Here is a 21,562-nt window from a genome sequence, read left to right on the forward strand (position 1 = left end):
TTGAGCGGCCACATGGTTCACTGAAAAATAGGAAACCACAAGAATTTTTAAACTTTGTTCAGCGCTTAGCTACTGAACAAAGACCAGTATTTAAAATAAATTATTAACTTGAAAAAAGGCAACCTTATTCAGGCAAGGTCATTATGTAAACTGTATACTGTAAGCAGTATATTGAAAACAGACTTCTTGATACAGCGACTTTTAAACCTTAAACTTTTCAACTTTGAACGCTACTGTCATTTCGACCTTGCGGAGAAATCTTTTTTGAATTTAGTAGTTATTGGTTAGTATAGAAATCGCTTGTCTTTTAGAACATAGAATATAGAAAAGAGACAAAATAATTATTATAAAATGTTGAATTCTGAATTGCTTTTCACTGAAAATTTTTCTGTTCACCGTTCACTACTCACTACTCACTGCTCACTGCTTATTGCTAAAGGTAGTCTATAAACTTTCAACTCGTTTTCGTATCTTCCAGCAACAAAACTTTTTAATTTGAAACTACAGCAAGAGGTACATCAAACGGAGGGATTTCTAAATCTTGAAATTCTGGCCCGGCAAATTGTAGAAGGCTATATTTTCGGGATGCATAAGAGTCCGTTTCACGGTTTTTCTGCGGAATTTGCTGAGCATAAAATTTACAATCAGGGAGAAAGTACCAAGCATATCGATTGGAAGCTTTATGCCAAGACCGATAAACTGTATACCAAGCGATATGAAGAGGAAACCAATTTAAGATGCCATTTAATCATCGATAATTCGGCTTCCATGCATTACCCTTCCCTTAAGAAACAAAGTCTCTTAAAATTAAATAAAATTGGTTTTTCGGCGCTGGCCTCGGCCTGTATTATGAATATGCTAAAGCGACAGCGCGATGCAGTGGGTTTAAGTGTTTATAGTGACGAATTTGAATTTTATGCACCGGAAAGAGCCGGGGAACGGCATCATCATTTACTACTTAATGCCTTAGAAAATGCGGTAAATGCTGAGGGGACAAAAAAAGGAACGCAGACTTACACTTATCTGCACCAGATTGCAGAGAAATTAAACAGAAGGTCTTTAGTATTTTTATTTACTGATATGTTTCAAAGCGATAAGGAGGAAACAGCACTCTTTGAAGCCTTACGTCATTTAAAATATAATAAGCATGAGGTGGTTTTATTTCATGTTTTAGATAGTGAAAAAGAGTTAGGTTTTGGTTTTTCGAATACCCCAAAACGATTTTTTGATGTAGAAACCGGGGATGAAATCGATTTGTATTCAGAAAATATTCAGGAAAATTATAAAAATGCGATCGAAAATTACTTTAAAAATCTAAAGTTGGAATGTGCAAAGTACCGGATTAGTTATGTTTCCGTAGATATCAATAAAAATTTCAATCAAATTTTGCAATCCTATTTTGTTGAAAGACAAAAGCTTGCTTAGCGAGGTCAAAAAAAGATTAAAAAAAGGAGAAAAAAAGTTTGTGTGATTGAAAAACTGCAGTATATTTGCCCTCGCAATAACGCAACGGTCTGGTAGTTCAGTTGGTTAGAATACCTGCCTGTCACGCAGGGGGTCGCGAGTTCGAGTCTCGTCCAGACCGCTTTTAAAGCACCAAAATAAACTAAAAAGCCTCTAAATCAAGCATTTAGAGGCTTTTTTCTTTCCCGAAAATATCAAATAAACCCAAATAAAGCTAAGTAATTGGTGCTCAATTCGGTGCATATTTTTCAGCGAAATTATATGCACCTCCAAACTCATAACAACCTGTTAATAAAATAGTTGTGACGTTTTTTTAACATTTTATTTTTCTATCTTGAGGTGCATATTTAAAACAAGCACCGATGATTAATTCTCTATCTATTATTTTTTACCCGAAGAAAACGACTTCCAAACAAAGTACGAACGCCGTAATTTATGCACGTCTCACTTATAATGGAAAGCGAACAGATTTTACAACCTCCAGAAAAATTGAATTAAATAAATGGAATACTCATACGAATAGTGCCCGCGGAAATTCCTCAGAAGCGAAAGCATTAAAAAGATACCTTGATGACATGCGGGCTGCCCTCTATGATATTCACGATCGACTGGTAAGGGAGAAAAAAAAGATTTCTGCTAAAATTATTAAAGATATCTATTTAGGTAAGGAAGAGAAACAGTATATGCTTATAGAAATCTTTCAGGATCATAATGATGAGATGGAAAAACTGATAGGGAAAGGATACACCAAAGGAACTTTGCAGCGTTATAACGCGTGTAAACAACATATTGAAGATTACCTGGGATTCCGTTGGAAGCTTAAAGATATTCCTGTAGAAGAAGTAGACCATAACTTTATTACTGGTTTTGACCACTATTTGAAATCTGAAAAAGATTGCGCCCATAATACGGCTCAGAAGTACATAGTTAATTTCAAAAAAATCATCCGCATTGCTTATGCAAATCAATGGATAGAAAAAGATCCGTTTTTCCATTGGAAAGGAAAATGGAAATCTTCTGAACGGAAATTTCTAACCGAAGCTGAACTTCAGGCTATGATCGAACATGAATTTGATATTCCCCGCCTGGAACTGGTAAGAGATACTTTTCTGTTCTCTTGCTATACCGGCCTGGCGTTCGCGGATGTAAAAAAGCTCACCGCTGATGATATTATAATGGATATAAACGGCAGGAAATGGATTAAAACAAAAAGGCAAAAAACGAAATCCCTTAGCAGTATACCCCTCTTGGATGTTCCAAAAACATTACTTGAGAAATACGCTGACCACCCCAGGGTAAAAACCGGAAAAGGAGTATTGCCTGTATTGACAAACCAGAAATCTAATTCCTATTTAAAAGAAATAGCCGATGTCTGTGGTATAAAAAAGAACCTTACCACCCATTTAGCCCGACACACCTTTGCCACCACTGTAACGCTATCTAAAGGTGTCCCTATTGAATCGGTAGGAAAAATGTTGGGGCATAGATCCCTTAAAACAACCCAAATCTATGCGAAGGTGTTGGATGAAAAGTTAGCAAACGATATGGAGATTTTACAGCAACAACTTAAACTTTCACAGAAGAAAAAGGGTAGCTAAGCGTGTGTTTAATGATGAAATTTCGTTCCATCCTATGGCAACAATATTCTGCTCTATAAATTTCTCGAAAAGATATCCACTTTCGTCATACCTAGCCATCCACAATTTATTTCCCATTGTTTACTTTTAAAAGGTACTTCAACATCTTTCTTTATAGACTCTACGCCTCAATAGGCCAATCCCTATATTGCCCCTCGGCTTGTTCAATCACTTCTTTTAGTAAATTATCCAGTTCAGAAAATGGCACTTTCCCCCGTAATTCCTTTTTCACTGCCAGGCGAATGGCGGCGCGGGCGTCTTCTTTTTTGGTCCAGTCGAGCTGCAGGTTTTTCTTGACGGAGTCTACTACAGTATGCACCAGGTCCTGAATGGGACCAGCTTTGTTGAGAAGCTTTTCGTTTGCGGAAAGTAAATCATAGAAAGCAAGTTCGTCTTCGGTTAAACCGAGTTGTTGGGTCCTGATGTCGTCCTGTTGAAATTCATTGGCGATGTCCAGCAAGTGTTTGATGGCGGCGATGGAATCCAGCGAATTCCTGTGGTAGTTGCTCAGCACTTTTTCCAGCTCTTCTTTCAGCTTACGCATCCGGCGGATGTTCTTGGGCATTCGTACCCGTATCTCGTCATTGATGATCCTGCGCAGCAATTCGACTTTGATGTTCTCGTCGCCTTTTTCCTTTACAATGGCCTGAAATCTATCATCTACTATGGAAATATCGATCTTATCCAGATTGTACATTTTTGCCAGGTCCACAATTTCCTGCGATTCCAGGGACTTGCTTATCAGGTCTTTTATCTTTTCATTCTTTTCTCTGCTGGGGCCGGGAGGGAATTTGATCTTTCTGATTAGCTGCCTGATCTTCTGAATGATCGCCAGCTCTTCCTGTACCTCCCAGATTCGCGGATCGCTACTGGTCATTGCCACCAGTTCTGCCAGCTTTCTTTCTTCAAGTAAGAATTCATCGGTCACAGGATCAGATTTTAAAAGGCTGTTCACTACACCGTTTGACCATTTCATCTTGTCCATATCGGTCATTGCATCGATACTTTCCGCAGAAAAATCCCCTATCAGATCTTTCACTTTATCAAACTGCTCCAAACAAATTTCCACCGCCGCTTCAAGGTCCAGAGTGGGTTTTCCTTCCCCGCCTCCGGCGGTGTATTTTTTGGTGGCTTCGGCCAGAAAGCCGGAAATTCCTATGAAATCTACTACGAGTCCGTTGGGTTTGTCTTTAAAAACCCGGTTCACCCTTGCAATGGCCTGCATCAGATTATGGCCTTTCATTATCTTATCCACATACATCGTATGGGCGCAGGGGGCATCAAATCCCGTGAGCCACATATCGCGAACGATCACAATTTGCAGCGGATCCTCAGGCGTGCGGAAACGCTTTTTAATGGCTTCCATCGCCTCTTTGGTGCGGATGTGCGGATTCCATTCTGGCGGATCTTTACTGATGTTCCCGGTCATTATTACGGCTATTTCCGGGCAACCTTCCAGCGCGCTAAGCGCATTGTACATTTTTACGCAGTTCTTTCGACTCATGCAAACGATCATCGCTTTGCCTTCCAGGCTTTCGGTCCTGGCTTTAAAATGGGTAAGGATGTCTTTGGCAACCCTTTCCACGCGGTCAGCAGCCCCGGCGGCATCTTCTATCGCGGCCCAAACAGCATTGTTCTCCTCGTCCTCATCTTCTTCCATTTCATCCAGCTCCTTGTCATATTTGGCTTTGATGTTAAGCGGAACCATTTTTGGCTCGTAATAAATAGGCACCGTGGCACCGTCTTCCACGGCCTGTTTGATATCGTAGGTGTGAATGGTGGGGCCAAATACTTGTTGGGTATCGGCATCTTTGCTATCTACGGGAGTTCCGGTGAAGCCAATAAAGGAGGCATTCGGCAGGGCGCGTCTTATGTTCTGCGCAAAGCCGCCGCTATGGAACCCGTACTGGGTGCGGTGGGCTTCATCTGCCATCACGATAAGGTTGGTACGTTCAGAAAGTACAGGGTGGGAGAGCTCTTTTCCCGAAGCCAGTTCTTTTAACCGAAATTTCTCAATGGTGGTAAAGATCACCCCGCCGCCATCGGTGCTCAGCAGGGCCCGCAGCTCATCTGTGGTATCGGCGTGTTGTACGTGGCCCACCAGGTCTTTGCACAGCACAAAATTCTCATAGAGTTGCTGGTCCAGGTCATTGCGGTCTACCTGGATGAGGATGGTGGGATTTTTCATTTCGGGCATTTGCCTCAGGATCCCGGTAAGGATGGCCATCGAAATGCTTTTGCCCGATCCCTGCGTGTGCCAGATCACTCCCAGCCGGCCGTCACCCGTGGGTTTTATATTTTCTACCGCAGAGTCCACCGCTTTTTTGATGCCCCAGTACTGGTGATATTTTGCGCCTTTCTTGATTATTTTCCCGTTGTGGTCTTCGTGGAAAATGAAGTTTTGCAGGTAGTTTAATAAGGTTTTCTTCGGAAATAATCCTTTCAGCAAGGTCTCCAGCTGAAGCTCCTGTTGCTGCTGAAGGTCATCCCCGTGCAGGCTTTTCCACGGAGCAAACCACTTTAGGGAAGAATTGTACATCCCGTGCAGGGTTTCCAGCCCATCTGAAACTACCGTGATAGCATTGTAATCAAACAGCTGCGGAATATCCTGAAAGTAATGCCCAATTTGCCGGTGCGCATTTTCCACGCCCACCTCGGAATCGAACATATTTTTGAACTCGAAAACCACGAGCGGCAGACCGTTGATGAAGATGAGCAGATCTGTGCGGCGGCTGTTCTTGCCAATGATCTTTACTTCATCTGCACACACAAAAGTATTTTTCTCCGGTTCCTTATAATTGATAGGGTAGAGGTGCCGGGCCTGTTCTTTGCCCGAAGCATCTTTCCAGGTAATGGAAATCCCCTGGGTCATTTTAAGATGAAAATCGCGGTTGCGGTGATCGAGATCCATTCCCTCGTGCTGCGTGAAAGCTGACAGGGCTTCGTTAATGGCGGTTGCCGGAACACCGGGATAGGAGCTCACTAAAAATTCCCGAAGATCCTCCTCCAAAACCACCTTTTTGAGATCCCGCTGCAGGGAATTGCCTTCTTTATAAGTGTACTCCAATTCCTGAAGGCACTCTATGGCAGCCTTTTGCACTGTGATCTCGATCATTTGTGTCATAAGACTTCAGATAAGGTTTTCTCCACATCTTTCACGTGGACTTCCCCGCTGATGAGTTTTGGCAATAAGGTGTCGCGGAGTTGGGTGAGGGTTTTGTTTTCGTCTTTATTACTTTCCATTACTTCGAAGTAACCACTCACTATTTCATTAAATTTTTCCACTTCTTGAATGGATGGAACTAAAATTTTTATTCGTTTTAATAATTCGGTGGTTAAACTGGGAACTGCAGAACCCACATCCATTGAAGCCAAATCCTGAGATTTTAAAAAGTGAAAAATATACTTTCCGAAATTTTGTTTTTTGAATTTTGAATAAAACATTGTGTCAACCGACCAGAAAGGCTTACTTAAATAGAACAAATTACTCAAAGTACCCTTTCGCGGAATTAAAATCGATTCCTGATCGTATAGGAATGTATCCACATATCTCATTATTCCTCCAGAACCATAAACGGGAATGTTTCCATCTTCAAGTTTTTTATGATCCTTTCCATATTTAATTTCTAATAGATCTTCTAACTTCTTAATCTCCCATCCCTTCGGAATTTCCCCCAGTTCTGAATCTACAAATTCCCCATCCTGAAAAGGTCCAAAATCAACAAACCAGTGTTTGTATAAAGCCATAGCCATTTCTTCCAGGGTTTTGTTCATCTGGAGGTTGAGCTCGATCTTATCGTCTAAAGCGGAAAGAATGGAGGCGATGGATTTTTGTTCTTGTAATGGAGGAAGAGAGATTTGCTGGTCATAAGCTATATTTCGGTTTAGACCAGGTACAGCGGAATCAAAGTTTAGTTTATTTAAACCAATGGTGTGTAATAAGTAGAATAGAAAATCAAAATCATAAACCGGATCTTTGCGTAAAATGTAGTAGGCAGTGTCTATACAATAAAACGGACCTTGAGTTTTAAAAATACTCCCTACTGTGCCTTTTCTTCCAACTATTATTCCTTCTTCTTTTACTAAAGGTTTATTGTGCCAACCTGTACGGCCGGAGGAACTAAATACAGGAATATTTCCCTCCTTCCTTTTTGATGCTGTTAAGGACTTACCATAATTAAGAGTTAGTAAATCACCGAGTTTATATGTATTCCAGTTTTCTGGCATTAATTATTATTTTGAGCATTCTTTACTTTAATTCCATCAAAGAAATAGTCTAAAATATACTTGTCAAAATCGTCCAAATCTTTAGTCCGTTCAATTAGTGTTTCTTTTCCAATCTCACTAAATTGAGAAATGGCACTGTGAATTGTTAATTCTCCATCAAAGAAATTTATTACATCTGATTCGTGTATTTTTTTTGAAATCATCCGCGGCAAACCGTATTCCTCGAGTTGGAAAACCACTTTTGGTAAAAACGCTTGAGAACACAGCTTAATAAATCTTGTGATATCGTAATTCTTATCTTTTAAAATTCGTTTTTGCAACGAATTTAAATCTTGTAATATGGCCGAGAACTTATAAGTCACATTTCTTTCTAACTTAAAGAAATCATCAATTCCAACGTCATAGTCTTCAAGTTCCCTTAATAATTCAGGTATTGATTTTCTCCAGTTATAGGCTATAATTTTAATGAACTCTACAAATACTTTATATCCTGTATCCCAATTTCCTGGTTGAAGTTTTATTATTTTATAGAGTAATCTATCCCAATTTTCAGGTTTAAATTCATTTAGATAATATAAACCATTCCATTCTTCTGGATTCTTTACTAAATCAATTGCAATTGTTTTTATTAAGTCCGAATTGCTTGATTGAAATACAGACTCTGCTTTTAATTCATCGTAGACCTGAACTCCCATAAGTTCAGCCATCTCATCATTGTATAATTTTAATTTCGCAACTTGCTCTTTAGTTAGCAAACCTTCATATTTTGTCTCGTTTAAATCTCCTAATATTTCATCTGGAAACGGGATGTCTAATTGAGTTTGTCCTTCTTCTGGTGGTTGTTCTAAAATGTAAATTTTTCCAATAAAATGTTTAAACATTCTACCACCTCTACCAATAATATTTTTATAAGTGAAGTCGTCTAACTTTGCACTACCTTTTCTATTTCTCCAGATAATGACATTTTCTGCAGAGGTATTTACGCCTTCGATAATTGATGAAGTAGAAATTAAATTTCTGATACCTTTTTCTTCTTCAAACAGTCTTACTTGAATTTGGCTTAAAGACCGATGTAGTCTGCCATTGTGTACACCGATTTCACGACTGACTAACTTTGTTAAACTCCAATTGACATCATAATTCTTTGAAAGCCAATCTGCAAACATTTCAAGAAGTTCATTTTGTACTGGCTCATATGTGTCGAGGAATAAGTTAGTTAAACTATCTATATTGGAATATGTCCCTGCATATATTAAAGTCTTTCCTTTATTTTGCGACAATATTTCTAAAAGCTTATCGCTTTTTTCTTCATTGTTATTTATCTGATTATAGAGTTCGTGTTTTTCTAAATAAACTGTGTTAAAATCAAGTCTTATAAATTCCATATCCTCTGTGAATGGACTGCTATCTAAAGAAGTGATGTTCGGTGCTAAATAATATTTTTGGTTAGATTTCTCACCAAGTTTAATCATTGCTCTTATCAAACTTGGTGAACGTTCTTTGTCAAATTTACTGCTGGCTTTATAAAATTCATCTACTATTATTATGTCAAAAGATTCGACAATATTGATGTAATTCATTGCTCTTTCTTGGGGAAATATAAATATATTTTTGTCTGATAATTCAACATCAGAAGTTGTTATGATTTTATATTCGTGAGCAAATTTTTTATAAAGTCTTCTTCTTGTTTCGTCTGTTAAAGCTAATGTTGGAACAATTACTAAAACATTGTTGGGCTTTTTGATTTTGATATAAGCATCAATTACAAAACTTTTACCGAAACTTGTTGGAGCGCTAACGGCTATATTTTTGCCCTCTAAAAGTCTCTTAAGTAGGAAAGACTGTTCTCGATGAAGGGTTAGAGGTTTTTCTTCGCCTACATCTACTTTAAAGGCGTTGTAAATAAATCTTTCTTCCCAATTAGATGTCTCAGGTTCAATATAAGGGAAAAGACCTGTTTCTCTTATTAAATGGTTTACCATTGGATTGTATGCTAAATCATTAGTATTATGATAATCTAATAATTTGATGAGTTCTTGTCTTGCTTCATTTTCTTGATTAGAAATGAGAAGTCTGTTAATTAAATGACATTGGTTAAAGACCTGTTCTTGCATATCTAATCTCTATAAGCTTTTGCTATTTGAATAAATTTATTCACGATCTTCTCCTTTTCTGCAACTGGAAATAAAATGATATGAAAATTGATTTTTTCGTATAAATGCACGTCTGTACATTTTTTAATTTGTTTTTTGAAATACTGTGTTGCTCTGTCTTTGTGGTAATCAATAAGTCCTTGTTTATATTCAGGGTTCAAATCTTTACCTGTCTTTGTTTGTTCACATTCATATAAAAGCAAAATCGGAATATTCAAAATGGGCTTGATGTTATCGATTGATTCATTTTGAGAAAGACTTGCTTTTATTTTGTTTCTTAGATCCTCTGAAATCTCCTGAAAATCATTAATGTCGCTTAAGTTGGTTATGATGCTATTTTCTTTTTTAATTTTCTCCAGACTAATTGAGTCTTTTACAGAAGTGACAATAGTATCCAAACGAGCATTTTCAATACTGTTATAAAATTTGGATTCTCCAAACCAAAGAGAAAAAGAATCTTCTGACTCTATGACAATGTGTACGCTATCTGAACCTTTGGCTTCATCTCCGGTATTTTGTTTATAAAATATTTTTGGTACAATTGGGAGTGCGCGGTAATGGTTTTTCATTATTCCATAAAGTACAATTTCTGCAATTTCACTTCCTCTACCAATTGCGTCTAATGATTCAACTAACCGAAGTTTTTTTGCTGATTCTGCAAGAATGGAACCTGCACCATCAGTTAATAATGCTTGCCTTTCACTATAACTTAAGGCAGTATCTTTAATATTATCCCAAACAAAGTTTTGAAACTTTTCATATCTCCATTCTCCATTTTCAAAGTCATTTATTATTCCAAGAACTGATTTGTTGTGAGTCGGACTTAAAGTGTCATCCAATTTAACATCATCAAATATGTTGTTTACTATAATTTCAAATTTCATTCTCGGTTTTTTAAATTACATACAATGTTTGTTATATGAAAACTAGGCGGTTACGCAGAACGAGACAATCGATAAAATACCAATACAAGCCAAAATTCTTAATTTTACTACTATGTCTCTTTAGGTATACATTATTACCTTTAGTTCTTATTGATCTTCTATATCAAATTCCGCTTTTCTCTCACTTTCATAATCCAAATCAGTTAAGTTTGATTTAAGATAATCATCATTTAAAATTCCAATGGTTATTACTTTTGAAACATCTGTGTCCAAAACAATTCTATCTCTACCGTCATTAAATCTAATTTTCAAGCTCAATTTAGCGTGATTTCCAATAAAATCGATAATTCTTGCTTTGGCTAATTGCAAAACGGGTGATTCCGGGTTTATTCGTAAAACTCTTTTTGCATATTTTACATTCTCAACAAAAGCTGTTAACTCCTCAAGATTTTCAATTAAGTCGAGACCCCCAATTAATTGAATTTTTTCTCTTGCTTGATTTTTGATTATTTCTTTAAATCCATATGCAGCTGATAACGTTTTAATGTTATTGACCACAAGTTTCTCTTCTGCATAAATGAAATCAATTGAATTGTTGATTTGTAGAATATTTGAGTTTAATTTTTCAAATCTATTGCCAATAGGAACAAAACCTAACATTTTGTCCTGTCGAACAATTGTGACTGGATAGACGTGCTTAAAAATTGTAAAATAATTATCCTCATTACCAATGGTAATTAAAATTGCTTTAATCGATTCTAGATCATCGTTAGTAAATGAAAATTCATCATAATCTGCCCAAGTATCAAAGTTTTGAAGAATATTTAATTTCGCAGGAAATTCATTGATATCGTAGTAGAAAGCGCAATTACTCGTTTCTAGCGCTGTTGAAATATTTGAAAAATTTAATTCTTCATTATCAAAAAACTTTCTATTTATAGTTTCTTGAAATATCTCCTTTAAATCATTGGCTAATTCGTCTGAAACGTCAGCCAATAAAAGGCTTTCTGTATCGTCATCATTTTTCTTCACTAAATGTATTCGAATTCCAACAGGTTCATCCTCACTGTTAACAATACTCAATAATTCTTTAAGTTCGTTTAATTCCATTACTTTTTGATTTGATTGCGAAATAAATATTGTCACTTATCAGTCTGTGTTCAACCCAATCTTGTTCTTGAAGAACTTCTGTCGAAATAATTACAATATTTTTTTTGTTGGTGGTCTTGGATTTGTAAATATGATAGCCGAGAATTGCTAAAGTAGGGTTGTTGTAAAACATATTTGTTTTTACGTAAATCATCCCGATAACTATTAACACAAGAAAAAACATTAAACCGTTTCTATCTTCGGACAGATTAAAGTCTAAATCAAAACTTAATAAAGGAATAACATAAGTAACCAAAAAGGTCAAATGTTCCCAATTAATATTTTCAATTGCTTCTATTTTTTCAGGAAGTGATTTTGCGCCTTTGATAATGTACTTGAAACGATAATAAAACCAGAACCCTGCTACAAGAAATGCAATACAAATTATTGGGATTATGTTTGTGGTAATCAAACTTTTAAATCCCATAAACTTGCAATTTTCAAAGCAAATCGGAATTTGAGTTTTGTTAACAAACAAGAGTGCAAACAATAACCAAAGTGATAATATGTATAGCTGTATTTTTAGTCTCATTTGTTTTTTTCAAATTGTGGTGACAATGCGCTAAATGTATACCGTAAATATTAATACCACTTTTTAGTTTAATCTATCTTCTCAAAATTTGCTTTAATCTTCTCCTTTAATTCCTCGCCCTTCTCAAACTGTGCCAACAATTCGGCTTTTAAAGTATTCACTTTTTCTTCAAAAGGAATCCCGTCATCTTCCTCAGCTTCAGTCCCAACATAAATACCCGGCGTTAATTTATAATCTTGTTTTTGTACTTCCTCCAAAGCCGTCGCTTTACAAAATCCTTCAACATTTTCGTAATTTCCGTCACGGTTTCTCCAGTTATGATAGGTTTCAGCAATTTTATTAATATCATCATCACTAAAAACCCGCAGTTTTCGGCTGGCCATAGTGCCCATTTTGGAGGCATCCAGGAACAGGATCTCGTTATTGCGTTCGCGGTGGGTGCCGTCTTTTCCGTCGCGGTTTTTGCTCAGGATGAAAAGACAGGCGGGGATTCCGGTGGTGAGGAACAGCTTATCGGGCAGGCGAACAATGGCATCTATCATAGAATTGTCTACCATATGCTGCCGCACGTTTTTCTCTCCCTTGTTGTTGGAGGTCATTGCGCCGTTTGCCATTACTATTCCGGCAGTTCCCGTGTCGCTTAAATGCTGCCAGAAGGTTTGCATCCACATATAATTGGCGCTGCCATCTGTAGTGAATTCTTCTTTGGGGCCAAATAACCGTGGATCACCATCGGGCAGATCTTCAGGATGCCAGTTGCTCACGTTAAATGGCGGATTGGCAATGATAAAGTCGGCTTTCAGGTTTGGGAATTTATCGTCGAGCAGAGAATTCCCCAGTTTGATATCAAAAGATAGGTCCCGCAGCATCAGGTTCATAAGGCACAGCCTTAACGTTTGTGCGGTCATTTCCTGGCCATAGATCGCGATGTCTTTTTTGTTTCCGCCGTGTTCCTTGATAAACTTCAAACTCTGCACAAACATACCCCCACTTCCGCAGGCAGGGTCAAAAATCCTTCCTTTGTAAGGTTCCAGCAGTTCCACCAGCAGCCTTACGATACTTCCGGGCGTAAAGAACTGCCCCGCACCCGAACCTTCCGCCATTGCAAAGCGGCCGATGTAATACTCATAGATACGCCCCAGGATATCGCTTTCGGGATTTTCCTTTTCAGAAAATTTTGGGTGGGAGAGAAGGTTGATGATTCCACCGGTTTGTTTGGGAGATAGTTCACTCCGCACAAAGATCCGCGGCAAAATATTTACCAGCTGGGGATTGTAGCCCGTTAATAATTCCTGGATCACATCAAAGGCATCATCAACCTTCACCTTGATATCATCCTGCTCGGCATTATCCTTCAAATATGGCCAGGAAGCGGTTTCGGGAATTTTAAACGTATTCCGGGAACGGTATTCATCCCGGTCCTCCAGGACGTAATTTATCTCTTCCTTATCTGTAGTGTAATAATCAGATTCAGGATCATTCAGCTGCTCCTTCAATTCCTGGCGCACCACCTCATAGCGTTCGCTAAGGTGCTTTACGAAAACAAGGGGAAGGATGTAGTTTTTATAGTTATTCTCAGATACCGCGCCGCGCAATTCGTTCGCCGCATCCCAGAGTTCTTTTTCAAAATCAATGTCTGCTTTTGCCATTAAATGGGGAAAATAGGTTGTTTATGAAAATCAGGTTCGTGTAGGGAAGAAACTGGAGGAGAAAGTTAGTTAATTTTTTTAACATGTAGGAAATTTTTTATGGCCTTTTGTAGGAGTAAGTAAATTCACTTTCAAGAATAAAAGATAAAGTAGAGGACTTGTTACGGGAAACCGTAAGCGTTGAACCATATTTTGCTGAAATTAGATTTTTTATTTTTCCACTTTATTTTTCCGATTTGTTAGGCCAAGGCCCGAGCAGAAAACAAGGCTTAAGCATCTGGCAAATGGTTGAAGCCCTGGCAAAGAATTGGCCGGAGATATCTCAAAAAATATAAATGGAGAAAAGGCCTTTTTCCTACACTTTTGGTTTAAAAGGAAGATTGAAAAAGGTGTAAAGGAAACTCTCTTATCCGCGTATTAATGAGAAATGACCTTTAAAAGTTCTTCCGTCGCTTAAATTCACAATAAACCAGTAGTCACTTGCAGCATTTGTCGGCCATGATATGAACCGTCCCATCCGGTACTGTTTGAAGTTAGTTCTTTGATCAACTTGCCGTACCTGTCGTATATTAATGTTCTTGAGTTCGGGAATTCTTTGATCCCATAGATTTGCCAGCGGTCGTTAAATCCATCATTATTAGGAGTTAATATTTTTGGTTAATCTACCAGCACAACTTCCTTTTGATCGTGTCCAAAACCATTAATATCCCGAACATCGGTATATAGCTATTTAAAATAGATTAAAGCTCATTAAGATTATTGATTATCAATATGTTACATTTTTTTTGATTTTAATTAAATTCTGTTGAAATCGAGTAATTCTGTACTAGGTTTTAAACTAATTATTTATATTTATATGGTTTTAAATTAATTAATTATGGCCAATATAAAGATAGTTTTACGGAAGAATATGATTAGAAGATGGCAGGATTCCTCTTGCTTTGAGAATTAGTGAAAATTATAAAACTAATTATAAATGGCTTGGTCAATATGTTTTTGAGAAGAATTGGGATAAAGATGCTGGAAAAGCCAGGAGAAGTCACCCAAATTCCAAAAAGCTAAACAATTTTTTAATGAAAAAAATGAATGAAGTCAATGACATATTTTTTGAATCTAAAGATCGGGTTACTCCCAAGCAGGTAAAGCAAAAATTAAAGGGAGCCAGCGGTCAGAAACCCTTTATCGAATTGGCGGCTGAGCGCATGGAAAAACATGAAAGAGGAATTTTTTCTGTAGCTAAAGGAGAATTATCTATTCTTTATAATCTGGAGGAATTTTTAAATCTTGAAAAAGCTAAAAATAAGTCAGCAGTTATTAAATGAATAAAGGAACGTCGTTTGAACCGCATAAGTCAGGCCCGGCGCAATAAATATGTTTGGTTGGACAGAGTTGCACATTTTAAAAAAAGTAAGACTCTTCTCTTCAGAGATATTGACGAAGTATTCATTAATAAATATAAAACATTTTGTTATTCCCTACTTAGGACAGAAAACCAGAACTATTACGAATCAACTTATTTTAATTAGGACCCTTTTCAATTTAGCAATTAAGAAGGAATTATTGATCAAGAATATTATCCCTTCGCCGGAGAAAAGGAAAAAATTAGAATTGGTTCTGGTAATAAAGTAGGGCTAACCATAGAGGAGGTTGAAAAAATAGAAGAGCTTAAGTTGGAAGAAAATAGCTCTATTTGGCACACACATAATGTATGGCTATTTTCTTTTTATTTTGCCGGTATTCGTATTTGATGTTGTCAAAATGAGATGGACGGATTTTAAGGATAACCGCCTTTACTATGTAATGAATAAAAATGAAAAAGCACTCAGCCTTAAAATTCCTTTGAAGGCAGAAAAAATTTTAAATTATTATAAAAAACAGAAAAAACTTAATAAAGGTTATGTCTTCCCTTTTCTAGGAAGTACGGATACTAAAGACGCTGAGCAAATTTATATAAGAACAAAAAGTGCTACTAAAGTTTTTATGGGGGACAACTAAAAAGTCGTCTGACGCGCTGTCTTCGGTGAATTTTATGGTAGCATTTTGAACTTTTCCCAGCGGAATTCACGGCGGGATTCATCTGTAGTGTTGTCCCTAATTGGAAAGGAATTGTGCTTGATACAGGTAAGGGAGCATAGGTTGCTGAATTTCATTTGATTAATGCTTTGTGATTAGTTTTTGCTGTGTTCTAAAAGAACTTGGAGTAAAGCCTATCTTTTTTTTAAAGGATCTATTAAAATTTGAAATATTGCTAAATCCACAATCAAAACAAATCTCATTAATGGATTTCTCGGTTTCTATTAGTTCTCTTGCAGCATGACCTAAACGAAGATCAATAACATAGTCGGAAAAAGAACTATTTGTGCTTTTTTTAAAAAAATGGCTAAACGCTGATTCAGACATATTAATTAAAGATGCCACGTCCTGAATGAAAATTTTCTGGTTGAGATTTTTATGTATATATTCACTAACTTTCTGAATTCTTCTACTTTTAGAAATTTTATAATTGTCTATATATGATACAGAAGCTAAAGTTTGCGTGTTTCTTGCTATAGAAAGATCATATAGAATAGAAAGAAAATTTAAAAAAGAGTCAAAATCCTGAGATTGTGATAATTTCAAAATTTTCGGTCTTAATTTTTCAATGGTTTCTTTTGAAAAAGCAATGCCTCTAGGAGCCTTTTCCAATAATTCTTTTATTGGAAAAGAAAGTTTCTTATTAAGGGAAGAAGGGGATAAAAAATTTGTCTGGAATTGAATGGTAATAACGTGTGCTTCTCTCTTGTCCACCCCTCCTGTCCAATAATGAGGAGTATTAGGTCCAATAATGACTAGATCGCAATCATGGTATTCCTCAATTGAATCTCCTACGATTCTTTTACCCGATGTATTTAAAACAAGATTAATTTCAAATTCTGGGTGGTAATGTAATGGAAAATCAAATTTGGCATTCTGATGATTTAAAACTATAAAAAAATCATTCTCGGATATAGGTACTAGTTCTGTTAATACCTTTTCATTTTTATTCATAATAGTATTATAATTAAGTTTTTATTTATAATTCATATTAATGTAAAAAGTAATAAATATCTTGAAATAAGTTCTTATTTTTCAATATATATGATATTATAAGGTATAATAATCTATTATTATCTTTTTAAAGATATAAGCTTTCTTATAAATATCATTAAATATTCATAATAGTATTACATATTAGCCATATTTACAAAATTTTTCTTAATAAGTTATTGTTGTTTTGTTATATCAAATAATTAATAGAATAATTGATGGATATGAATTTTACATTAAAGAACTTTGTGATTCTTATAATTTTTATGATCACGACTGTTTGCGCTAAAGCCCAAATAGATATTTCTGGAACTGTTACTGATAGCAAAGGAATACCTCTTCCAGGAGTTAATGTCATAGAAGGTGAAACTTCTAACGGTACTATAACCGATTTTGATGGTAATTTTAATCTAGAAGTTAATTCTTTAGATTCAAAACTTATTTTTTCTAGTATTGGTTTTCAATCGAAAACAATGCCAATTCCGGAGAATGGAATTATAAAAGTTACGCTTGAAGATGATCTCCAACAACTTTCTGAGGTTGTAGTTGTGGGGTATGGTAATGTCCAACGTAAGGATTTAACTGGTTCTGTAAGTACTTTGAAAACCGAAAAGATTGAAGACATTCCCTCTAATTCCATTGAACGAAACTTACAGGGTAGGATTGCTGGACTGCAGGTCTCTACTCCGTCCCAAGATCCTGGTGCAGGCGCAACAGTAAGAATACGGGGAGGTAGTTCATTAAGAGGCTCTAATTCTCCTTTAATAGTAGTGGATGGTTTTCCATTGGGCGATGCGGGTAATTTAAAACAAATTAATCCGGCAGATATAGAAACTGTAGATGTTTTGAAAGATGCTTCTGCCTCTGCCATCTATGGTTCAAGGGGTGCCAATGGGGTCATTATTATTACAACAAGTCGAGCTAAAGAAGGCAAAACAAGTGTGAGAATTCAGCAGCAATCTTCACTTTCTTACTTTAACTCAGAAGTTGATTTATGGAGGGATCCAGTTCTTTTAGCTCAAATTAATAATGAATCTAGAATTAACGGAGGATTTACACCCTTTTATATCGGCGCTGAAAATGCAACAGGAATTTATTATCCATCCGTTTCTGAATTGCAATCAGGTGACTGGCCTTATTTTACTAGTTGGGATGATATTGTATTTAGAGATACACCAGTTTCAAATAATACCACAATTAGCGTAAATACGGGAACTGAAAAAACTTCTTTTAATCTAAGTGCTAATTATTTTACGGATATGGGAGTTTATAAAAATGATGATTATAGTAAAGCTAATTATAATTTAAGAGTGGATCATAACCTCTTTGACAATTTTAAAATTAGGTTTTCTAATATAGTTAGCAAAGGTAACCGTTATGAGAACTCTGGTTTAGCATATTGGCGTAATCCAATATTTCCTGTGTATGATGAAAATGGAGATTATTTTCTTGTAGGTACAAATGATTATTCTCATCCAGTTGCAATTTCTGATAATAGACTTGATCAAACGAAAACGATTGATTTAATTACCTCGTTGGCATTAGAGTATGATATTATTGATGCTTTAAAACTTACTTCACGTTTTAATTACAAATTTGGGGAATCGATAAATGATCAGTTTTTTCCTAATACATATACTGAGGCTGGAGATTTTAATAATGGTGCAGCATATATAAATAATTGGGAGTCAAATAGATTTGTTACAGAGACATTTGCAAATTATGACGATAATTTTGGAGATCATAACATTGGAATAACAGCAGGATTTACTTATGAAAATTATTTACAGAGAAGTTCTTCTTTAGGAGCTTTTGATTTTGTCAATGAAACGTTACAAAATGAAAATATAGGAGCGGGCAATCCAGAGTTAAATCGGGTTTCTAATGGTCATATAGAAACAGAGCTTGTTTCTGGAATTTTCCGAATGAATTATGGATATCTTGATCGTTACTTGGCCACTTTTACTGGAAGGGTAGATGGTTCTTCTAAGTTTGGGGAGAATAATAAATGGGCTTTTTTTCCATCCGGTGCTCTTAGTTGGAAAATACATGAAGAAAATTTCTTGAAAGATTCTAAAAAAATTGATCAATTAAAACTTAGATTTAGTTATGGTATTTCAGGAAATCAAGGAATCAGTCCTTACCAAACCCTTAGCCGATATGGTGTTAGTCAATATTATGATAACGGAAGCTGGGTAACAGCTATTGGCCCTGGTTACGAAGTAGGTAGAGCTGGGCAAGGCGGTATTGAAGTATTATGGGGAGGAATTCCTAATCCAGATCTTAAATGGGAAACTACCTCACAATATGATATTGGTGTTGATATGGCATTTTTTGAGGAAAGGTTAAGTCTAACTTTTGATTACTATAAAAAACAAACCAAAGATTTATTAAGAGAGAGGATTCTTAGCCCTTCGTCTAGTTATGACCGTATTTGGATAAACAATGGCGAGATTGCCAATGAAGGTGTAGAACTAAGCATTAATGCCAATCTAATTGAAAACGATAATTTTTCTTTAAGCTCCAGTATAATATTCTTTGCGAACGAAAATGAAGTGGTTGATTTGGGTGGAGTTGCTGAATCAGGTCTTACTACAGATCCTAATACAGGGATGAGATTTGAATATTCAGGTGTTAGCCTTGAGCAATTCCGTCAGTATCCAAATATCCTAGCGGTAGGTCAGCCTGTAAATGTTTTTTATGGTTTTAGGACTGATGGTATTATTCAGAATTTGCAGGAAGGTATTGATGCTGGTCTCGACGGCGAATTAGCTCAACCAGGTGAGTTCAAATATGTAGATGTTAATGGAGACGGCATAATTAATTTGGATGATAGAACAATAATTGGAGATCCTAATCCTGATTTTAATTTAAGCCTAGGATTAAATTTAGATTATAAGAACTTTGACTTCAGTGTCTTTTTTAATGGTAGTTTCGGTCAGGATGTGATAAATACTCAAAGATTTAATCAGCCGAGTAACCTTCCTTTGCGCTGGACTTTAGATAATCCTACAAATGAATATCCAAGGTTACGTGATGGAAGGCAAACTTACTTTTCTGATTGGTGGGTAGAAAACGGATCGTTTGTAAGGCTCCAGAATTTGACATTTGGTTATTCTATCCCGCTTAATGAATCCTTTATTAACAAGGCTAGAATTTATGTAAACGGAAATAACCTGTATACATTCACTGATTTTGAAGGATATGATCCTGAAGTAGGAACAGATGGTATATACTGGGGAGGATATCCTAGACTTCGTCAAGTAACCATTGGATTAGATTTAAACTTTTAAAACTTATACTATGAAATATATTTATCAATTAGGATTACTTTTTGGCTTTTTAGGAATTCTATCCTGTGATCTCGAAGAGGAGCCATATGGTTTTTATTCAGAGGAGAATTTTTATAAAACCGAGGCTGATGCGATTGCCGCAGTAAATTATGCTTATGACGCGTTGACCTATCTAGAATATTCTCGTTCAATTTACTTTTTAGGAGATTTACCTACCGACGAAATTTTTCCTAAAAATGATGAGGGGATAGATGTCCAGAATTTGAATAATTGGGAAGTTTCTTCTTTCCCTATTAATAATATTTTGACAAATTTTTTTAAATATGCTTATATAGCCATAAACAGGTCAAACGCTGTTTTGGTGAATATACCAGAAGCAAACTATGATGAGCAATTTCAAAATGAAATTTTTGGCGAGGCCCATTTTTTAAGAGCTTGGAATTACTTTAATCTTGTTAGGGCATTTGGAAATGTACCCATCCATAGAGATGTTGTTGAAACTCTGGATCAAACTTCGACACCACTTTCCGAGAATTTGGATGAGATTTATGATTTAATTATTTCGGATTGCGAGCAAGCTATTGAATTATTAGGAGTTAATCAAAGGCTTGGGAGGGCTGATAAAGTTGCTGCTCAAGCACTACTTGCCAAAGTCTATCTGCAAATTGCCTCTGCCAAGGAAAATGGTGTTGCACTCTATACGGAAATGGATAAAGATGTCAACTCAATGTATAGCTTGGCAGAACAAACAGCAAACCAGGTTCTAGAAGGGCAGACTGTTTACGGATTTGAAGAGGATCTTTTGGATATTTATGACGTTGAGATGCCTCTAGGTAAGGAGAATATTTTTCTTCTTTCTATGGATAGGACTGGTACTGTAGAAGGTGATTATTCCAAAATTTCCAAATTGTTCATTCCATATATTGATGGGGCAACAATATATCTAAAAAATCCCAACGAAACTTACACCCCTTCTCATGACGGATGGAGCGTTTTTAATACTCAAATAGGATTTTTTAATAGCTTCGATAATAGCGATAAAAGAAAAACAGAGTTAATTGTAGATACTGTTTACAATGCTCAAGGTGAACTTTCAGCCACTTATCCGGAAGAAATTATATACCCCTTTACACGAAAGTATATTGATCCTAATTTTATAGGAGATAAAACTAGTACAAAACCATTCCTTTTAAGATATTCAGAGGTTGCTCTAATATATGCTGAAGCTGCAGGACCTACTCCACAGGCCTATGAATATATCAATTACATAAGAAATAGGGCTGGGCTTGGTGATTTAGATCCAGGATTAAATACAGGTGATTTTAGGAAAGCTGTTTTAAGTGAAAGAAAATGGGAGTTAGCCTGGGAAGGAAACAGGCTTTATGATTTGAGACGATTCAATATCGTCACCGAAACTGTGTCTGAGGCATCAGGATTGTCTAGCGAAGACGCTAATTTTTATCCGCTTCCTCAAAGGGAAATTGATTTAAATCCAAGTTTGTAATTAA

General features: G+C 36.2%; 16 protein-coding genes, 1 tRNA gene and 1 pseudogene. 9 read left to right on the top strand and 9 right to left on the bottom strand.

Annotation, left to right across the window (positions count from 1 at the left end):
* Window positions 1-495: 495 nt before the first annotated feature.
* The 3 genes from AC13DP_RS15325 to AC13DP_RS15335 all read left to right on the top strand — a co-directional run bounded on the left by AC13DP_RS15325 (window position 496) and on the right by AC13DP_RS15335 (window position 3,062).
* Complete coding sequence (locus AC13DP_RS15325; RefSeq protein WP_347406769.1) at window positions 496-1,425, top strand: DUF58 domain-containing protein; 930 nt, start codon at window positions 496-498, stop codon at window positions 1,423-1,425.
* Window positions 1,426-1,511: 86 nt separating this feature from the next.
* A tRNA-Asp gene (locus AC13DP_RS15330) sits at window positions 1,512-1,585 on the top strand.
* A 241-nt stretch (window positions 1,586-1,826) separates the two neighbouring features.
* Window positions 1,827-3,062 carry a site-specific integrase gene (locus AC13DP_RS15335; protein ID WP_228249231.1) on the top strand — a complete coding sequence of 412 codons (1,236 nt, stop codon included), beginning with the start codon at window positions 1,827-1,829 and terminating at the stop codon, window positions 3,060-3,062.
* A 160-nt stretch (window positions 3,063-3,222) separates the two neighbouring features.
* On the opposite strand, the gene AC13DP_RS15340 is transcribed toward AC13DP_RS15335, so the two are convergent.
* The 8 genes from AC13DP_RS15340 to AC13DP_RS15375 all read right to left on the bottom strand — a co-directional run bounded on the left by AC13DP_RS15340 (window position 3,223) and on the right by AC13DP_RS15375 (window position 14,346).
* A complete protein-coding gene (locus tag AC13DP_RS15340) occupies window positions 3,223-6,225 on the bottom strand; it encodes a type I restriction endonuclease subunit R (protein ID WP_228249232.1) in 3,003 nt (1,000 codons plus the stop codon).
* Window positions 6,222-7,328, bottom strand: coding sequence for a restriction endonuclease subunit S (locus AC13DP_RS15345; RefSeq protein WP_228249233.1), 1,107 nt, complete (start codon window positions 7,326-7,328; stop codon window positions 6,222-6,224). Before AC13DP_RS15345 ends, AC13DP_RS15340 begins: the two co-directional genes overlap by 4 nt.
* Window positions 7,328-9,442, bottom strand: a complete 2,115-nt coding sequence (locus AC13DP_RS15350) for a DEAD/DEAH box helicase (protein WP_228249234.1) — start codon at window positions 9,440-9,442, stop codon at window positions 7,328-7,330. Before AC13DP_RS15350 ends, AC13DP_RS15345 begins: the two co-directional genes overlap by 1 nt.
* Before the next feature lie 2 nt (window positions 9,443-9,444).
* Window positions 9,445-10,365, bottom strand: coding sequence for a HamA C-terminal domain-containing protein (locus tag AC13DP_RS15355; protein ID WP_228249235.1), 921 nt, complete (start codon window positions 10,363-10,365; stop codon window positions 9,445-9,447).
* Window positions 10,366-10,512: 147 nt separating this feature from the next.
* Window positions 10,513-11,475, bottom strand: coding sequence for an anti-phage protein KwaB (gene kwaB / locus AC13DP_RS15360; protein WP_228249236.1), 963 nt, complete (start codon window positions 11,473-11,475; stop codon window positions 10,513-10,515).
* Window positions 11,456-12,046, bottom strand: coding sequence for an anti-phage protein KwaA (gene kwaA, locus AC13DP_RS15365; RefSeq protein ID WP_228249237.1), 591 nt, complete (start codon window positions 12,044-12,046; stop codon window positions 11,456-11,458). The genes kwaB and kwaA overlap by 20 nt, the downstream gene beginning before the upstream one ends.
* A gap of 68 nt (window positions 12,047-12,114) precedes the next feature.
* Window positions 12,115-13,695, bottom strand: a complete 1,581-nt coding sequence (locus AC13DP_RS15370; protein ID WP_228249238.1) for a type I restriction-modification system subunit M — start codon at window positions 13,693-13,695, stop codon at window positions 12,115-12,117.
* Window positions 13,696-14,154: 459 nt separating this feature from the next.
* Window positions 14,155-14,346, bottom strand: coding sequence for a T9SS type B sorting domain-containing protein (locus tag AC13DP_RS15375; protein WP_394799474.1), 192 nt, complete (start codon window positions 14,344-14,346; stop codon window positions 14,155-14,157).
* Between the two features lie 290 nt (window positions 14,347-14,636).
* On the opposite strand from AC13DP_RS15375, the pseudogene AC13DP_RS15380 reads away from it, so the two are divergent.
* The 4 genes and pseudogenes from AC13DP_RS15380 to AC13DP_RS15395 all read left to right on the top strand — a co-directional run.
* A pseudogene (locus AC13DP_RS15380) lies at window positions 14,637-14,759 on the top strand (Arm DNA-binding domain-containing protein); the annotation flags it as partial.
* 9 nt (window positions 14,760-14,768) lie between these two features.
* Window positions 14,769-15,017 carry a hypothetical protein gene (locus AC13DP_RS15385; RefSeq protein ID WP_262910164.1) on the top strand — a complete coding sequence of 83 codons (249 nt, stop codon included), beginning with the start codon at window positions 14,769-14,771 and terminating at the stop codon, window positions 15,015-15,017.
* Between the two features lie 57 nt (window positions 15,018-15,074).
* Window positions 15,075-15,221 (top strand): hypothetical protein, encoded by a 147-nt coding sequence (locus tag AC13DP_RS15390; RefSeq protein ID WP_394799475.1) that lies wholly within the window; start codon window positions 15,075-15,077, stop codon window positions 15,219-15,221.
* Between the two features lie 232 nt (window positions 15,222-15,453).
* Window positions 15,454-15,690, top strand: a complete 237-nt coding sequence (locus AC13DP_RS15395; RefSeq protein ID WP_228249239.1) for a hypothetical protein — start codon at window positions 15,454-15,456, stop codon at window positions 15,688-15,690.
* Window positions 15,691-15,849: 159 nt separating this feature from the next.
* Here AC13DP_RS15395 and AC13DP_RS15400 read toward each other — a convergent pair whose 3' ends face one another.
* Window positions 15,850-16,722: an AraC family transcriptional regulator gene (locus AC13DP_RS15400; RefSeq protein ID WP_483068069.1), complete on the bottom strand. Its 873-nt coding sequence runs from the start codon at window positions 16,720-16,722 to the stop codon at window positions 15,850-15,852.
* Window positions 16,723-16,979: 257 nt separating this feature from the next.
* Here AC13DP_RS15400 and AC13DP_RS15405 point away from each other — a divergent pair, with 257 nt between their 5' ends.
* Window positions 16,980-20,054, top strand: coding sequence for a SusC/RagA family TonB-linked outer membrane protein (locus AC13DP_RS15405; RefSeq protein ID WP_228249241.1), 3,075 nt, complete (start codon window positions 16,980-16,982; stop codon window positions 20,052-20,054).
* 10 nt (window positions 20,055-20,064) lie between these two features.
* Entirely contained in the window at window positions 20,065-21,558 is a 1,494-nt protein-coding gene (locus AC13DP_RS15410) for a RagB/SusD family nutrient uptake outer membrane protein (protein WP_483068070.1), read from the top strand.
* The last annotated feature ends 4 nt before the right edge of the window (window positions 21,559-21,562 follow it).

This window comes from Zunongwangia sp. L-65 (genome assembly GCF_056859415.1).

Excerpts from the sequence above, each read along its gene's own strand:
- kwaA (WP_228249237.1), bottom strand. The coding sequence starts at position 12,046 with ATGAGACTAAAAATACAGCTATACATATTATCACTTTGGTTATTGTTT.
- AC13DP_RS15405 (WP_228249241.1), top strand. The coding sequence starts at position 16,980 with ATGGATATGAATTTTACATTAAAGAACTTTGTGATTCTTATAATTTTT.
- kwaB (WP_228249236.1), bottom strand. The coding sequence starts at position 11,475 with ATGGAATTAAACGAACTTAAAGAATTATTGAGTATTGTTAACAGTGAG.
- AC13DP_RS15370 (WP_228249238.1), bottom strand. The coding sequence starts at position 13,695 with ATGGCAAAAGCAGACATTGATTTTGAAAAAGAACTCTGGGATGCGGCG.
- AC13DP_RS15345 (WP_228249233.1), bottom strand. The coding sequence starts at position 7,328 with ATGCCAGAAAACTGGAATACATATAAACTCGGTGATTTACTAACTCTT.
- AC13DP_RS15340 (WP_228249232.1), bottom strand. The coding sequence starts at position 6,225 with ATGACACAAATGATCGAGATCACAGTGCAAAAGGCTGCCATAGAGTGC.
- AC13DP_RS15395 (WP_228249239.1), top strand. The coding sequence starts at position 15,454 with ATGAGATGGACGGATTTTAAGGATAACCGCCTTTACTATGTAATGAAT.
- AC13DP_RS15335 (WP_228249231.1), top strand. The coding sequence starts at position 1,827 with ATGATTAATTCTCTATCTATTATTTTTTACCCGAAGAAAACGACTTCC.
- AC13DP_RS15350 (WP_228249234.1), bottom strand. The coding sequence starts at position 9,442 with ATGCAAGAACAGGTCTTTAACCAATGTCATTTAATTAACAGACTTCTC.
- AC13DP_RS15385 (WP_262910164.1), top strand. The coding sequence starts at position 14,769 with ATGAAAAAAATGAATGAAGTCAATGACATATTTTTTGAATCTAAAGAT.
- AC13DP_RS15355 (WP_228249235.1), bottom strand. The coding sequence starts at position 10,365 with ATGAAATTTGAAATTATAGTAAACAACATATTTGATGATGTTAAATTG.
- AC13DP_RS15410 (WP_483068070.1), top strand. The coding sequence starts at position 20,065 with ATGAAATATATTTATCAATTAGGATTACTTTTTGGCTTTTTAGGAATT.
- AC13DP_RS15400 (WP_483068069.1), bottom strand. The coding sequence starts at position 16,722 with ATGAATAAAAATGAAAAGGTATTAACAGAACTAGTACCTATATCCGAG.